This is a genomic window from Citrobacter sp. MGH110, from assembly GCF_001037515.1.
In the GTDB taxonomy this organism is placed as follows: Bacteria; Pseudomonadota; Gammaproteobacteria; order Enterobacterales; family Enterobacteriaceae; genus Citrobacter; species Citrobacter portucalensis.
Window position 1 is genome coordinate 2,113,546 of sequence record NZ_KQ089830.1, and the last position, 15,240, is coordinate 2,128,785.

Annotated in this window: 11 protein-coding genes; 2 read left to right on the forward strand and 9 right to left on the reverse strand. The window is 52.2% G+C overall.

Annotated features, from left to right (window positions below):
- Window positions 1–93: 93 nt before the first annotated feature.
- The 5 genes from hutH to hutI all read right to left on the reverse strand — a co-directional run bounded on the left by hutH (window position 94) and on the right by hutI (window position 6,407).
- Window positions 94–1,614: a histidine ammonia-lyase gene (gene hutH, locus SK38_RS10125; RefSeq protein WP_048235808.1), complete on the reverse strand. Its 1,521-nt coding sequence runs from the start codon at window positions 1,612–1,614 to the stop codon at window positions 94–96.
- Window position 1,615: 1 nt separating this feature from the next.
- Window positions 1,616–3,301: a urocanate hydratase gene (gene hutU / locus SK38_RS10130; protein ID WP_048214639.1), complete on the reverse strand. Its 1,686-nt coding sequence runs from the start codon at window positions 3,299–3,301 to the stop codon at window positions 1,616–1,618.
- A gap of 137 nt (window positions 3,302–3,438) precedes the next feature.
- Window positions 3,439–4,158: a histidine utilization repressor gene (locus SK38_RS10135; protein ID WP_003831502.1), complete on the reverse strand. Its 720-nt coding sequence runs from the start codon at window positions 4,156–4,158 to the stop codon at window positions 3,439–3,441.
- A gap of 87 nt (window positions 4,159–4,245) precedes the next feature.
- Window positions 4,246–5,187 carry a formimidoylglutamase gene (gene hutG, locus SK38_RS10140; RefSeq protein ID WP_048235810.1) on the reverse strand — a complete coding sequence of 314 codons (942 nt, stop codon included), beginning with the start codon at window positions 5,185–5,187 and terminating at the stop codon, window positions 4,246–4,248.
- Window positions 5,184–6,407 (reverse strand): imidazolonepropionase, encoded by a 1,224-nt coding sequence (gene hutI, locus SK38_RS10145; protein ID WP_048235811.1) that lies wholly within the window; start codon window positions 6,405–6,407, stop codon window positions 5,184–5,186. The genes hutG and hutI overlap by 4 nt, the downstream gene beginning before the upstream one ends.
- A 224-nt stretch (window positions 6,408–6,631) precedes the next feature.
- Between hutI and SK38_RS10150 the strand changes: the two genes are divergently transcribed.
- On the forward strand, window positions 6,632–7,915 hold the full coding sequence (locus SK38_RS10150; protein WP_048235812.1) for a putative acyl-CoA thioester hydrolase: 1,284 nt from the start codon (window positions 6,632–6,634) through the stop codon (window positions 7,913–7,915).
- Window positions 7,916–8,010: 95 nt separating this feature from the next.
- On the opposite strand, the gene SK38_RS10155 is transcribed toward SK38_RS10150, so the two are convergent.
- The 3 genes from SK38_RS10155 to SK38_RS10165 all read right to left on the reverse strand — a co-directional run bounded on the left by SK38_RS10155 (window position 8,011) and on the right by SK38_RS10165 (window position 12,909).
- Complete coding sequence (locus SK38_RS10155; protein WP_048235814.1) at window positions 8,011–10,275, reverse strand: hydratase; 2,265 nt, start codon at window positions 10,273–10,275, stop codon at window positions 8,011–8,013.
- 68 nt (window positions 10,276–10,343) lie between these two features.
- On the reverse strand, window positions 10,344–11,777 hold the full coding sequence (locus SK38_RS10160; RefSeq protein WP_048235815.1) for an anion permease: 1,434 nt from the start codon (window positions 11,775–11,777) through the stop codon (window positions 10,344–10,346).
- A gap of 79 nt (window positions 11,778–11,856) precedes the next feature.
- Window positions 11,857–12,909 (reverse strand): 4-oxalomesaconate tautomerase, encoded by a 1,053-nt coding sequence (locus SK38_RS10165; protein WP_048235817.1) that lies wholly within the window; start codon window positions 12,907–12,909, stop codon window positions 11,857–11,859.
- Window positions 12,910–13,087: 178 nt separating this feature from the next.
- Between SK38_RS10165 and SK38_RS10170 the strand changes: the two genes are divergently transcribed.
- A complete protein-coding gene (locus SK38_RS10170) occupies window positions 13,088–14,038 on the forward strand; it encodes a LysR family transcriptional regulator (RefSeq protein WP_048235819.1) in 951 nt (316 codons plus the stop codon).
- A 55-nt stretch (window positions 14,039–14,093) separates the two neighbouring features.
- On the opposite strand, the gene pgl is transcribed toward SK38_RS10170, so the two are convergent.
- Complete coding sequence (gene pgl, locus SK38_RS10175; protein ID WP_048235821.1) at window positions 14,094–15,089, reverse strand: 6-phosphogluconolactonase; 996 nt, start codon at window positions 15,087–15,089, stop codon at window positions 14,094–14,096.
- Between the last annotated feature and the right edge of the window lie 151 nt (window positions 15,090–15,240).

Consider the following 15,240-nt stretch of genomic DNA (forward strand, 5'->3'; position numbering starts at 1 on the left):
TGTGTTGTGCCGGATGTCGGTTTCGCCTCATCCGGCCTACAAAGCAGACCGTAGGCCTGATAAGACGCGTCAGCGTCGACATCAGGCAATTTTCTACAGAAATTCAGGCAGCAATTGCAGCAGCGTTCCTTGCGCTAACAACTCGGTCGCGCACTCAATATCCGGGGCAAAAAAGCGATCCTGCGTGTAGTGGGCAACCTGCTCGCGCAGCGCCTGTCGCGCCTGCTCCAGCAACGGACTGGAGGTTAACCCTTCACGAAGGTCAATCCCCTGACACGCCGCCAGCCACTCCACGGCAATCACGCCGCGCGTATTTGCTGCCATCTCCCACAGTCTGCGCCCCGCCGCCGGAGCCATAGAAACATGATCTTCCTGGTTAGCAGATGTCGGCAAGCTGTCCACGCTGTGCGGATGCGCCAGCGCTTTGTTCTCGCTCGCCAGCGCGGCGGCAGTTACCTGAGCAATCATAAAGCCGGAGTTAACCCCGCCATTTTTCACCAGGAACGGCGGCAACTGCGACATATGTTTATCCATCATCAGCGCAATGCGCCGCTCTGACAACGAGCCGATTTCCGCAATCGCCAGCGCCAGATTATCTGCCGCCATCGCCACCTGTTCAGCATGGAAATTCCCACCGGAGATCACATCGCCCTCTTCGGCAAACACCAGCGGGTTGTCGGAAACCGCGTTGGCTTCAACCAGCAGGACATCCATCACCTGGCGCATTTGTGTCAGACATGCCCCCATCACCTGTGGCTGACAGCGCAGAGAATACGGATCCTGCACTTTTTCACAGTTATGATGCGACTGGGAAAGCGCGCTGGTGTCGGTCAACACATGACGGTACAGCGTTGCGGCATCAATCTGTCCACGCTGCCCTCGCGCGGCATGAATACGGGCGTCAAACGGACGACGGGAGCCCAGCACGGCTTCAGTGGTCAACGCCCCGCACACCGTCGCAGACGCGAACAGCTCCTGAGCTTCAATTAACCCGCGCAGTGCAAAGGCGGTGGAAGCCTGAGTTCCGTTGAGCAACGCCAGCCCTTCTTTCGCCTCCAGCGTTATCGGCTCCAGCCCGGCCTTTTTCAGCGCGTCGGTCGCCGGAAGCCATTCCCCCTGCCAGCGCGCTTTACCTTCACCCAGCAACGTCAGAGACATATGCGCCAGCGGCGCCAGGTCACCCGATGCGCCCACCGATCCTTTCGCCGGGATCAGCGGATACACCTCGGCATTCACCAGCGCAATCAGCGCTTCAATCACGCTCAAACGAATGCCGGAAAAACCGCGCGCCAGGCTGTTGATTTTCAGCACCATAATCAGGCGAACCATCGCGTCGTCCAGCGCCTCGCCAACGCCTGCCGCATGCGAAAGCACCAGCGAACGCTGTAAATTCTGCAAATCTTCCGTGGCGATACGGGTCTGAGCCAACAGGCCAAAGCCGGTATTAATGCCATACGCCGTACGGCCTTCAGCGACAATATTATTGACGCAGGCGACGCTGGCGTTGATTGCATCAATCGCCCCGGCATCCAGGTTCAATTTGACCGGCTGCTGCCAGATTTCACGTAGCTGGGTAAAACTCAGTTGGCCCGGCGTGAGTGTCATGGTGTTCATATCAGCGTTTCTCCTGCGTCGCAGCAATCATTGGCAAATTCAGCCCTTCTTCAACGGCGCACTCCACCGCAATGTCATACCCGGCGTCGGCGTGGCGCATCACCCCGGTAGCCGGATCGTTATGTAAGACTCGGGCTATGCGCGCCGCGGCTTCATCGGTGCCATCGCAAACAATCACCATCCCGGCATGCTGAGAGAAGCCCATGCCAACCCCGCCGCCGTGATGCAGCGACACCCAGGTCGCTCCGCTGGCGGTGTTAAGCAGCGCGTTCAGCAGCGGCCAGTCGGATACGGCGTCTGAACCGTCGCGCATAGCTTCTGTTTCGCGGTTTGGGCTGGCAACAGAACCGGAGTCCAGATGGTCACGGCCAATAACAATCGGCGCGGATACTTCACCGCTGCGCACCATCTCATTAAACGCCAGCCCCAGCTTTTGTCGCCACTCCAGGCCGACCCAGCAGATACGCGCTGGTAAGCCCTGGAAGTTGATCCGCTCACGCGCCATATCCAACCAGTGATGAAGGTGCTTATCATCAGCCACGATCTCTTTCACTTTGGCATCTGTCTTATAAATATCCTGCGGATCGCCCGACAGTGCCACCCAACGGAACGGGCCTATACCGCGACAGAACAGGGGGCGAATATAAGCAGGTACGAAGCCGGGGAAATCAAAGGCGTTTTCCACGCCCATCTCTTTGGCCATCTGGCGAATGTTGTTGCCGTAATCAAACGTCGGCACGCCCATTTTGCTAAACGCCAGCATCGCCTCAACGTGCGTTGCCATTGAACGTTTCGCCGCCTGCACCGTGCCCTGCGGATCGGACACCGCTTTTGCCTGATACTCTTCCCAACTCCATCCGCACGGCAGATAACCATGCAGCGGATCGTGGGCGCTGGTCTGGTCGGTGACCATATCCGGGCGCACACCGCGCTTCACCAGTTCCGGCACAACGTCGGCGGCATTAGCACACAGCGCAATGGAGACAGCTTTACCCTCGCGGGTGTATTTGTCGATACGCGCCAGCGCATCGTCAAGCGATGTCGCCTGCTCGTCGACGTAACGGGTACGCAGACGGAAATCAATTCGGCTTTGCTGGCATTCAATGTTCAGCGAACACGCACCCGCAAGTGTAGCGGCTAGCGGTTGTGCTCCGCCCATGCCGCCCAGCCCGGCGGTCAGCACCCAGCGTCCGCTGAGGTTACCCTGATAATGCTGACGCCCGGCCTCAACGAAGGTTTCATAAGTCCCCTGCACGATGCCCTGGCTGCCGATGTAGATCCAGCTCCCGGCGGTCATCTGGCCGTACATCGCCAGCCCTTTGGCGTCCAGTTCGTTGAAGTGTTCCCAGGTAGCCCAATGTGGCACCAGGTTGGAGTTGGCAATCAGCACGCGCGGTGCGTTGTCGTGAGTTTTGAATACGCCTACCGGTTTACCAGACTGGACCAGCAGAGTTTCATCGGTCTCCAGTTTGGTCAGCGCATTGACGATGGCGTCATAACATTCCCAGTCCCGCGCGGCGCGGCCAATCCCACCGTATACCACCAGCTCATGCGGATTCTCCGCCACATCGGGATCCAGATTATTCATTAACATGCGCAGCGGCGCTTCGGTCAGCCAGCTTTTGGCCGTTAAGGTGGTGCCGCGTGGGGCACGAATATCCTGCTGACGATATTTGCTATGGGACATGACAGAAAACTCCTCGCGAACGTCGGATAGATAAGAAATATATACTTGTCTATACAAGTCATCGCAAGGATGATTTTAACAATTAAGATACATTTTTATTATATTGCGTCAGCAATCACGGTTTTGATATCCCGACATCAGGACATAAACCGTCCTTGCAGGCGATAGCGGGAACCCGGGAACAACAAACGGGCATGAGAGACAATAGATGACGCGGACCAGGTTTTGCGGCGGATCAGCAAGCAGGGATCGTGTTCTTTGATATTCAGCAGCGCGCACTCTTCAGCGCTGGCACGTACCGCTTCAACAATATGTTCACCTTCCGTCAGCGGGGCGATCAGTGACAGGTATGCGTGCGGCGTGGTCTGGCTGTAATCCTGCGCCAGATACTCCGGCACAATTTCGGCATTCACGCAGCGATCTTCAATCTGTACCGGCAGATCGTTCTCGTAGTGCACCATGACAGAGTGAAAAATGGATGTGCCTTCTTTGACGTTTAACACCAAAGCCTGCTGCGCGTTGGCCTGGGTTTTTTCCAGCGTCAGCACTTCGCACCGGTGCTGATGCTGACGGGCGTTGATTTCATCCGCGATGCTGCGGATTTCAAACAGCGCGGACTGGCCTTTTGGCTCGGCGACAAACGTCCCGACGCCCTGCAAACGCACCAGTAAACCTTCATCCGTTAACTCACGTAGCGCCCGGTTGATAGTCATGCGGCTGAAACCATATTGCGCCACCAGCTCTGCCTCAGAAGGAATGCGATCGTGAGGCTGCCAGATACCGCTGGCAATTTTTTCGCTGATCTCCTGTTTGACCTTTTCGTAAAAAGGAGCCGGAGCAGAACGGGATGGGAGCATGCGTGAGCCTTCCTTAAGCTGAAAATGTGAGTGGGTAGAGTTTACAGGCATTACCCGAACCTGATAAGCGCAACGCCATCAGGTATATCAGTGCCACCAGTGGGCGATTTGCCAGCCTAATCGCGCCGCCACGCGTGCTGCTCTGCCATCATCGTCAAAGCGTGGATTAAATTCAACCATATCCACCGCCAGGAGTTTACCGCTACGACACAGAGGCTCAATCAGTCTCAGCAGCGTCGCCAACGGTACGCCAAGCGCGGCGGGGGCCGACACGCCGGGCATTTCCCACACCGGCAGCACGTCGAGGTCGATTGTCAGATAGATGACATCCAGATTGGCAATGAACTGCGCTAACTGCGCCTGCGCCGTATCGCAATGCAGATCCTCCACCACGGTAACACCGAGCCGCTGGGCCTCATCCCAAAGCGCCTGGGTGTTTGCCGCCCGACTGACGCCGATACAGGCATAGTGAAATTCACGCTGCTGTTCATCGCAAAGCTGCGCCAACTGGCGAAATGGCGTACCGGATGTGGCTTGTTCAGCTTTGCGCAAATCGAGATGCGCATCGAAGTTGACTATCCCCACTTTCGCCTGCGGGAACGCATCCAGTACGCCAGCGCCGTGGGCAAAGGCAGTTTCGTGTCCCCCGCCCAAAACAAAGGTACGCATGTTCTCCTGCTGACAGCGCTGTACCGCATTACGTAACGCCTGCTGCGCGCCCTCAAGATCGGGAGGCTGCGCCACAATATTTCCCAGATCCACCAGCCGATTGTGCCCATCGTGGCTGGCTAAATTCGCCAGCGCCTTGCGCAGCTCATCGGGTGCTCCGGCGGCGCCCGTGCGCCCCTGATTACGTTTAACGCCTTCGTCGCAGGCAAACCCGAGTAACGCTATCTGCTCGCGGTACATTTCTGGGCTAAACGTCGGGCTCAGGGTGATAGTCTGAAACAGGCGCAGCGCATTCGGCGATTCGGCGCGGTCATCACGTCCCTGCCACAGCGCAGGTGAGGCTGGTTGCCAGTTGGTCATGCTATTTGTCCTTTGAATACGCGTTGGTAGAGCGGATTGCGCCCGGGTTCATACAGGATCTCGACCGGGAGGGTTGCATCCCACACCACAAAATCGGCCACAAACCCGGCCTTCAATTGACCGTGGGTGGCATGACGCCCCAGCGCCCGGGCCGCATGACGGGTTACGCCCGCCCATGCTTCTTCCGGCGTTAGGCCAAACTGAACGCAGGCCATATTCATCGCCCAGTGCAGGCTGATAAACGGACTGGTACCGGGGTTAAAATCTGTCGCTACCGCCATCGGTACCTGATATTGACGCAGCAACGCTACCGGTGGGCGCTGCTGCTCTTTGAGGAAATAGAATGCGCCGGGCAGCAGCACACCGACCGTACCGCTTTGGCTCATCGCCGCCACGCCCGCTTCATCGAGGTATTCAATATGATCGGCGGATAGCCCGTGGTAGCGGCTTACCAACTGTGCGCCGCCAAGCAATGACAGTTGTTCGACATGGCCTTTAATCGGGATGCCCAGCGCCTGTGCAGCCTGAAACACCCGCTCGCTCTGCGCCAACGAAAAACCAACGCTTTCACAGAACAGATCGACGGTCTCAAACAGCCCTTGTTCCCACAATTGCGGCATAATGGTCTCACACACCAGCGTAATATAGCCGTCAGGATCATCCCGGTATTCCGCTGGAGTTGCATGCGCAGCCAACAGCGTCGGGCTGATTTCAACGATATTCTCTGCCGCCAACGCTGCCACCACGCGCAATATTTTCTCTTCTGTCGGCAAATCCAGGCCGTAGCCGGATTTTATTTCCAGCAGCGTAACACCTTCTTTGATCAGCTGTTCCATCCGCTGATGGGCTACGTGTAAGAGTTGTTCATCCGTGGCGCTGCGGGTCGCCGATACGGTGGCATTGATCCCCCCACCCTGAGCGCTTATCTGCTGGTAGGAGACACCATTTAGCCGCTGCTCCCACTCACCTGCGCGGTTTCCGCCAAAGACCAGATGCGTATGGCAATCAATCAGGCCAGGCGTAATCAGCCTGCCCTGCATATCAAAAGTATTGTCATGCGTGAGATATAACGATGATTCCGGGACGATATCGCGAATCTTGCCCTGGCGGACGATCAGCGCGTGACCATCCAACAGCCCATATTGGGTACCACGTTCAGGGTCCATAGTCGCCAGACGAACATTGCGCCAGATAACATCATCAGGGAAGAATTGCTGCATTCGACTCACCACTTGTCATAGGTTGTATAGACATTTATTTTTGATTATAGGGATGTTGTCAACCTGAAGGACCGTAATTGTTATGTATTTGTGATATAAGGACTCTCCGCGCCGGGCTTTGTGGTGATAAAAACAACTTTTTACCTTTTAACCTTCCCGTTTCGCTCAACTTAGTATAAAAAAGCAGGCTTCAATGGATAACTTTTCAAAGCCCGGAGCAACCTGTGAACATATCATCAGTTTCCCGTCTGGCGCTGGCTATGGCTTTTGGCGTGACGCTGACCGCCTGTAGCTCTACGCCGCCCGATCAAATTCCTTCCGATCAGACCGCGCCAGGCACCTCTTCGCGCCCGATCCTGTCGGCCAATGAAGCGAAAAACTTCGTTGCTGCGCACTATTTTTCCGCGCTGACGCCAAACACCGCGCCGTGGAGCCCTTCTTCTATTTCTCTGCCTGCACAGCCTGACTTCGTCGTTGGCCCGGCAGGGACTCAGGGCGTCACCCATACCAGCATTCAAGCCGCTGTTGATGCAGCAATCATCAAACGTACTAACAAACGTCAGTACATCGCGATTATGCCAGGCGAATACCAGGGCACGGTATATATCCCGGCAGCAACAGGTAGCCTGACGCTGTACGGCATGGGCGAAAAACCGCTTGATGTGAAAATTGGCCAGGCCATTGACGGTGACATGAGCACCGCGGACTGGCGTCGTACGGTGAACCCAGCCGGTAAATACATGCCGGGTAAACCTGCGTGGTATATGTTTGATAATTGCCAGAACAAACGCGGCACGAATATTGGCGTGATGTGTTCTGCTGTCGTCTGGTCGCAAAACAACGGGTTGCAATTGCAGAACCTGACCATCGAAAACAACCTGGGTGACAGCGTTGATGCGGGTAACCACCCGGCCGTTGCACTGCGTACCGATGGCGATCAAGTGCAGATCAACAAGGTCAATATCCTGGGCCGCCAGAATACCTTCTTCGTGACCAATAGCGGCGTACAAAACCGTCTGGAAAACGATCGTCAGCCGCGTACGCTGGTTACCAACAGCTACATTGAAGGCGATGTGGATATCGTTTCCGGCCGCGGTGCCGTAGTGTTCGATAACACCGATTTCCGCGTAGTGAACTCCCGTACCCAGCAGGAAGCCTATGTGTTCGCACCGGCTACCCTGTCAAACATCTACTACGGTTTCCTGGCGATTAATAGTCGCTTCACGGCAAGTGGCGATGGCGTGGCGCAGTTAGGCCGCTCGCTGGATGTCGATTCCAACACTAACGGTCAGGTCGTGATTCGTGACAGCGTGATTAACGAAGGCTTTAACATGGCAAAACCATGGGCTGACAGCGTTATCGCAAAACGCCCGTTTGCCGGTAATACCGGTGCGGAAGATGACAAAGGTGAAATCCAGCGTAACCTGAACGACACCAACTTCAACCGTATGTGGGAATACAACAACCGCGGTATCGGTAGCAAAGTGGTTGCTGAACCTAAGCAGTAAACGTCATTTTCTGATGTAAACCCGGCAGATTCATGCTCTGCCGGGCAATGTGCCGGATGGCGACGAAAATCGCCCTCTCCGGCATACAATTAGCGTTACACCAAACGCGACTTATTAAAATTAATCAAACTCCCTGCCTTAATAATTTCACGCTCTTCTGCGGTCAGGCTTTCCATATACACACTGATTTCACTCACCGCACCATCATCGTGAAGCACATACGCTTCGATTTCTATACTGCACTCATCTAACGCGCGGCGAATACCGGGAATATAGATATAGTCACCCACTTCAAATGAAGGTTGCTCTGCCATCTGGAGCGGTAGCATACCCCAGTTGATAACGTTGGAACGGTAACGCTTGGTGGCATATTCCTGGGCAATATTTGCCAGGCCACCAATCACTCGCTGACAGCTCGCCGCCTGCTCGCGCGCCGAGCCATCGCCAGGTTTGACGGCGTAAATCATGCTACCAATCTCAGTATCCAACGGTTGCACATTTTCCTGACCGGCAATCTGTTGGATGCGTTCGAAAACTGACGCCAGTTCGCTGACATCGCCCTCCTCCACGCGCCTTTTTTCCAGCTCCGACGTCGCTTTACTTCTTCCCACATACCCGGGATCTCGTCGAGACAGCGTAAATTCCGCCAGTCCTAGTGGATTAGAGCGATACGACGAGGTTTCACCGGACGGGATAAGCTCATCCGTTGTTGTCACATCATCAAGGATCTTAGAGGCCACTTTCAGCAGAATATTTTCCGTTAATGCGCCCAGTTCCGGCCAGTCTTTAATGTTCGGGCCGTAAATGAGCGGCTGCTGCGTAGCCCCTTTCACGAATCCCTGGTATACGCGACTCTTATAAGGTGCAGGATTAAACGCATAGTCTGGCACCGTATCCCAGCAGTCCAGATCCGTCGCAGCAGTGAGGAATCCTCCGTTGGCTGCCGTAGCCGCAATTGATCGCGCATCCATCAGCGCAACGGCTGACATTTGACCATTGCCCGGTTTCGAGCCTTCACGGTTAGGGAAGTTGCGCGTGGTATGGCGGATGCTAAGACCATTGTTGATTGGCGTATCGCCCGCGCCAAAGCATGGACCGCAGAATGCGGTTCTGATGACAGCCCCCGCGCCCAGTAAATCTGTAACGACACCTTTCTGTGCTAAATCCATAAACACCGGTTGTGACGAGGGGTATACAGCAAGCGAGAAAGCATCATTACCGCAGGATTGACCACGTAATGCCTGCGCCGCAGCAATCACGTTTTCATAGTTGCCGCCCGAGCATCCAGCAATGATCCCCTGCTGTACTTTTAAGCGGCCATTTTCTACTTTATCCAACAACGAGAGGCTGGCTTTACCCTGCGCGATACGTGCAGATTCAACTTCAATCTCCCGGAGAATATCCGTCAGACTCTCATTGAGAGTATCAATCTCATAGACATTACTTGGATGGAATGGCAGCGCAATCATCGGTTTAATCGCACTCAAATCAACATAAATACAACCGTCGTACCAGGCCATCGGCTGCGGACTTAGCTGGCGATAGTCTTGCTCACGTCCATGTAATGCCAACCAACTACGAGTTTCATCATCCGTTTGCCAGACGGAGCTCAAACAGGTGGTTTCGGTGGTCATCACATCAACGCTGTTGCGAAAATCCGTTGAGAGATGGCGAATGCCAGGGCCGACAAACTCCATGACCTTATTTTTGACGTAGCCATTTTTAAATACCGCACCAATGATCGCTAACGCCACATCCTGTGGACCAACACCTGCTGCGGGTTTCCCGGTCAGATAAACGGCAACGACGTCAGGATAATCAATGTCCCAGGTGTCGTTTAGCAGCTGCTTGACCAGCTCACCGCCCCCCTCTCCTACCGCCATCGTACCCAATGCGCCGTAACGTGTATGGCTGTCTGAGCCAAGGATCATTTTGCCGCCGCCCGCCATCATTTCACGCATGTATTGATGGATAACAGCAATATGTGGCGGCACAAAGATTCCGCCGTAACGCTGTGCCGCAGACAGACCAAACATATGATCGTCACCATTAATAGTTCCCCCTACTGCACATAATGAGTTATGGCAGTTAGTCAGAACATACGGCAGCGGAAAACGTTCCATGCCAGAGGCTTTTGCAGTCTGAATAATACCGACAAAGGTAATATCGTGTGAGGCTAATGAATCAAACTTAATTTTAAGCTTATTCATATCACCGGACGTATTATGCGCGGAGAGAATCGACCACGCTATAGTTCCTTTTTTCGCATCCTCTTTGCAGATATGCCCTGGCAAAGAATCCTCAGCTACAACTTCATTATTATCGGAGAGATAAACTCCTTTTTCATACAACGTAATCATTTGATACTCCGTAATCCCGTACTTATATTAGTGCGCAGTCAATTAATAATTTGAATCTGGCTTATGGTTTACAGCATGTTCCAGTTAATCAACATGATCCACCACCACACGCCCAGGGTGATATGGACAATAAAGGTCAGTAAGGTCAGCATGCCCCCCACCAGCCACCACGATTTAATATCGTTATAGCCAACGCCAAAAATAACCGGACCCGCGGCACCGCCATAATGGGTGACCATTCCACCATAGGAGTTAGAGAAGAGTAATGCCAGCGCGGTTAACATCAATGGTGCGCCGGAGACATTCGCCAGCATGGCAAATACCGGCATCATTGCCACAATATATGCACTGCCTGAGGCAAAGAAATATCGAACGATAATGCTCAGGAACAAAATAACGAAGAACGCCACATTGCCGTGATTACCAAAGTCGAGATTGTTTTTGAACAGTTCAGCTAACCAGTCAAAGAATTTCACTTTCGATAATAACGAACTTAACCCGATAATACCGCCATACCAGATTAAGGTATTCCAGCCGCCCTTATTTTTAACCACATCATCCCAGGTAACCACGCCTAACAAAAGCATCATACCCATTACGACAATCGCTACCGTTGATTCATCAACGCTAAGGCTTTTACTGAAAATCCATCCCAATAACGCAAGGACGAAGATACCCAGCAGCATTTTTTCGCGCCCTTTCATTGGCCCTAAATCCTGAAGCCCGGCTTTAGCAATAGTTTTGTTATCAACCTTTTTAATTTCAGGGGGATACATAAAATAGATAACTAAAGGCGTTACCAACAGCATAACCAGTCCAGGCAAAGCTGCTGCAAGTGCCCATCCCCCCCAGCTCAATTGTAAATGACAGATATCATTGATCATCTTCAACGCCAGAATGTTTCCTGCCATCGCAGTAAAAAACATATAGCTGGTCGTTTTGGTAACCATATAGACCGTCATCATCAGGTAGTGACCGACACGGCGCGGGCTCTTATCTGGCTCAGAGCCCAGCGCCACCGCCACGCTATTGATAATGGGCAATACAATTCCTCCCGCTCGCGCGGTATTTGACGGTGTTGCCGGAGCCAATACCAGATCAAGGAATACGGTCACATAGCCAAGACCAAGCGTGGTGTTACCAATTTTACCGATCAGAATATAAGCAATGCGCTTACCCAGCCCCGTCGTCACAAAAGCAGCACTTAACGTAAATGCGGAGAAAACCAGCCATGTCGTACCGGAAGCATAACCACTCAGTACGCTGCTGGTCTTCAGTACGCCATGGCCTAAATTTCCGACAACTACCATAGAGGCGGCAACGGCAATCAATAGCACCACCGGTTCAGGAAACGGTTTGATCACCAGTCCGACAATGGCCGCAAGATAAATACCAAACAGCACCCACGCTAGTTCACTTAATCCCGCTGGGGCAGGAATCAAACCAATAATACAGGGGATCGCTAATATTAAAATTAGCTTCCATAATGATTTAACGTTCATTTATTAATCCTGAATAATCTGTACAGGCAATACAGTATTTTCGTTTTTCTGCGATCGCAGAGAAATGAGGCCAATGCTGTCAGGGAAGGAAAACATCACCAGCGAATATTTTTCTGGCGGTCCGAATAACCGAAGCTCTGATAATTTCAGGTTCATCCCCTTTATTGGTTAAATGAATATCAAGAGTGCCGCCAGGATGTTCGATAGTGATATTCCCGTAATGCGCCCCCGCCGTTACCTGACGCGAAACAGTACCGTTAATGACACAGCTGCTGGCGATAGCTATCGCCCCGGTAATCGCCAGCGCTTTATGGCAAGAGTGCGGCATAAAATAACGAACATTAATTTCGCCGTCGTGTTGAGGTGCAGAGATGAGAATCGGTTTTGGGAGAACCTTATTGCTGACATCACCCAGCCCCATAGCTTCACCGGCCTGTAAACGAATAGACTCAATGCGCGACAATAATTCGTTGTCTGCATCCAGTTCTTCCGCTGATTCATAGCCCGTTTTCCCAAGGTATTCGGCAGGAATAATTACGACAGGTGTCGCCATATCCATACAGGTCACCGGAACTGAGTTGATATAATCGATGTGTTGGCCCGTCGGAAAAATATGCCCGGTTTTAGAACCTGCGGCATTAAGAAACGTCAACGCAATAGGGGCCGATGTTCCCGGGACGCCGTCAATTCGTGCCGTTCCTTCATACTCAACAACACCATGCGGCGTCTGTATATCAGCTTCGATAAACGTGTTGGTGTTCACATTGCGAATGCGTACGCGGGTGGTCGGCGTAGAAGCAGCAATCAACCCCTTTTCAATAGCAAACGCACCAACGGCGGAAAGCATATTGCCACAGTTGGGTGTGGTATCGACCCGTTGCTCATGTACCAGTACCTGAGCAAATAAATAATCGATATCAGCGTTGGGGTCGTTTGAAAGACTAATAATCGCGACTTTACTGGTTAACGGATTGCCACCGCCAATGCCATCTATTTCCAACGCATTGCCAGAACCCATAATCCCGATCAATATTTCATCCCGCTGTTTTTCTTCTTCTGGTAAATCTTGTGCTAATAAAAATGCACCCCTGGAGGTTCCTCCACGCATCATAACGCAAGGTATTTTTTTCATAACAATGCTCTCAATATTATTTCCACTACATATATGGTTGCATGTCATGAATAGGGTGGCTAATGACTTTGTTTGTGTGATTAGTGATTTATTTTTATTAATTAAAATTTATGAATTGCGGATACACTGAACACTTTCATCTTAGACAGGGGCTTCCCTGATTGAGTCCGGAGTCAAAATGAAACACGAGTTATCGAGCATGAAGGCATTTGTTACGTTGGCAGAGTCCGATTCTTTTAACAATGCCGCCAAGTTACTCAATATTACGCAACCTGCATTAACGCGCAGGATTAAAAAAATGGAAGAGTATTTACACACCCAGCTATTTGAAAGAACAACTCGCAAAGTCACATTAACAAAAGCGGGGGCAATGCTTTTACCTGAAGCCAGAGAATTAATTAGAGCGTTGGATGAGACCATTTTTAACATCAGTGAAATGAATGTTCATCATCACGGCATAGTGACATTAGCCTGTATTCCTACCGCGGTTTTCTATTTCTTGCCGTTGGCAATTGGAAAATTTAATGAACGATATCCCAATATCAAAGTGCGAATTATTGAACAAGGTACGAATAATTGTATGGAATCCGTACTTTGCAATGAGGCTGATTTTGGAATAAACATGAACAACATCACAAATTCCTCTATCGAGTTCACTCCACTGGTTAATGAACCGTTTGTTCTGGCTTGTCGACGCGATCATCCGCTCGCTAGTAAGCAGTTGGTTGAGTGGCAAGAATTGCTGAATTACAAACTGATAGGCGTTCGTTCCTCAAGCGGTAACCGATTATTGATTGAACAACATTTGTCCGATAAACCGTGGAAGTTGAACTGGTTTTACGAGGTTCGTCATCTGTCCACTTCGCTGGGTCTGGTTGAAGCTGGACTAGGTGTTTCCGCATTACCAGGGTTAGCAATGCCGCAAACGCCGCATCCAACGCTGATAGGGATCCCACTGGTTGAGCCTGTGATTAGACGCACGCTGGGAGTTATTCGGCGTAAAGACGCTATCCTCTCCCCTCCCGCTGAACGTTTCTTCTCTCTTCTGCTTAATTTATGGGCAGATGATACAGATAGCCGTTGGACATCTGTGGCTAAATGTCAGGAAAACATGTCGTTTGCTAAATAAGCAAAAAAATCCGCAATCTTCACAAGATTGCGGATCGTTTGTAACGCCTGGCGTTTTAGTACGCGTTAACAACCACCCACATCGGGCCTTGTCCTACCGCGTAACGACCTTTCTCCGTCAACAGTCCTTGTTCGCCAGCAATCTCGTATACCGCGATATGGTGCGATTTTTGCCCGGCTGCAATCAGGTATTTACCTCTGTTATCGATATTAAAACCGCGTGGCTGAGTTTCGGTAGGTTGGAAACCTTCTTTGTTCAACACGCTGCCATCTTCAGAGACGCTAAAGACCGTAATCAGGCTGGCGGTGCGATCACAGGCATACAGATGACGACCATCCGGTGTGATGTGAATATCTGCTGCCCAACGGGTATCCGCGAAATCAGCAGGCATCATATCCAGTGTCTGCACACACTCAATCTTGCCGTACGGATCTTTCAGCTCCCAGACATCAACAGAGCTGTTCAGCTCATTCACGCAGTAGGCATATTGCTTATTCGGATGGAACGCCATATGACGCGGGCCCGCGCCTTCAACGGTAGTCACTTCAGCCGGTTCCTGCGCAACCAGATGACCATCATCGCTAACGTCAAACAGGCAGATACGATCCTGTTTCAACGCCGGAACCCACAGGGTACGGTTATCCGGAGAGATGTTGGCTGAGTGGCAACCATCCAGACCTTCTACCACGTCAACCAGTTCCACCGGCAGGCCATCTTCCAGACGCGTGACGCTCACGCTACCCGCGTTATAAGAGCCAACGAACACGAAACGTCCCTGATGATCGGTAGAAATATGCGTCGGGCTACCCGGCAGCGCTGACTCTGCCGCGAAGGTCAGCGCTCCGTCATCAGGCGCAATACGATAAGCCAACACGCGAAACTCCGGGCGCACACCAACATAGAGGTAACGCTTATCCGGGCTGACGACCATCGGCTGTACCTGACCCGGTACATCAACCACCTGCGTCAGCGTCAGAGAACCATCGTGATTCAGGCTCCAGACGTGGATTTGCTGACTTTCAGGGCTGGCGGTATAAACGGTTTGCTTCATGAATACTCCTTTGCTTTTTGGCAGGTGGCTGCAATTGCCTGACACACGCCTAAGGTAGACGCTTTTAACGGTGAATGCTTAATTAAGGCTCAGAATTTTGTCCGGCTCCCGTCTCGGTGTACCATTCCAGCAGACAAAATTCTCAACCTTA

What these genes read in the sequence shown, in the direction of transcription:
- hutH (WP_048235808.1), bottom strand. Translation starts at nt 1,614, where the DNA reads ATGAACACCATGACACTCACGCCGGGCCAACTGAGTTTTACCCAGCTA.
- hutU (WP_048214639.1), bottom strand. Translation starts at nt 3,301, where the DNA reads ATGTCCCATAGCAAATATCGTCAGCAGGATATTCGTGCCCCACGCGGC.
- SK38_RS10135 (WP_003831502.1), bottom strand. Translation starts at nt 4,158, where the DNA reads ATGCTCCCATCCCGTTCTGCTCCGGCTCCTTTTTACGAAAAGGTCAAA.
- hutG (WP_048235810.1), bottom strand. Translation starts at nt 5,187, where the DNA reads ATGACCAACTGGCAACCAGCCTCACCTGCGCTGTGGCAGGGACGTGAT.
- hutI (WP_048235811.1), bottom strand. Translation starts at nt 6,407, where the DNA reads ATGCAGCAATTCTTCCCTGATGATGTTATCTGGCGCAATGTTCGTCTG.
- SK38_RS10155 (WP_048235814.1), bottom strand. Translation starts at nt 10,275, where the DNA reads ATGATTACGTTGTATGAAAAAGGAGTTTATCTCTCCGATAATAATGAA.
- SK38_RS10160 (WP_048235815.1), bottom strand. Translation starts at nt 11,777, where the DNA reads ATGAACGTTAAATCATTATGGAAGCTAATTTTAATATTAGCGATCCCC.
- SK38_RS10165 (WP_048235817.1), bottom strand. Translation starts at nt 12,909, where the DNA reads ATGAAAAAAATACCTTGCGTTATGATGCGTGGAGGAACCTCCAGGGGT.
- SK38_RS10170 (WP_048235819.1), top strand. Translation starts at nt 13,088, where the DNA reads ATGAAACACGAGTTATCGAGCATGAAGGCATTTGTTACGTTGGCAGAG.
- pgl (WP_048235821.1), bottom strand. Translation starts at nt 15,089, where the DNA reads ATGAAGCAAACCGTTTATACCGCCAGCCCTGAAAGTCAGCAAATCCAC.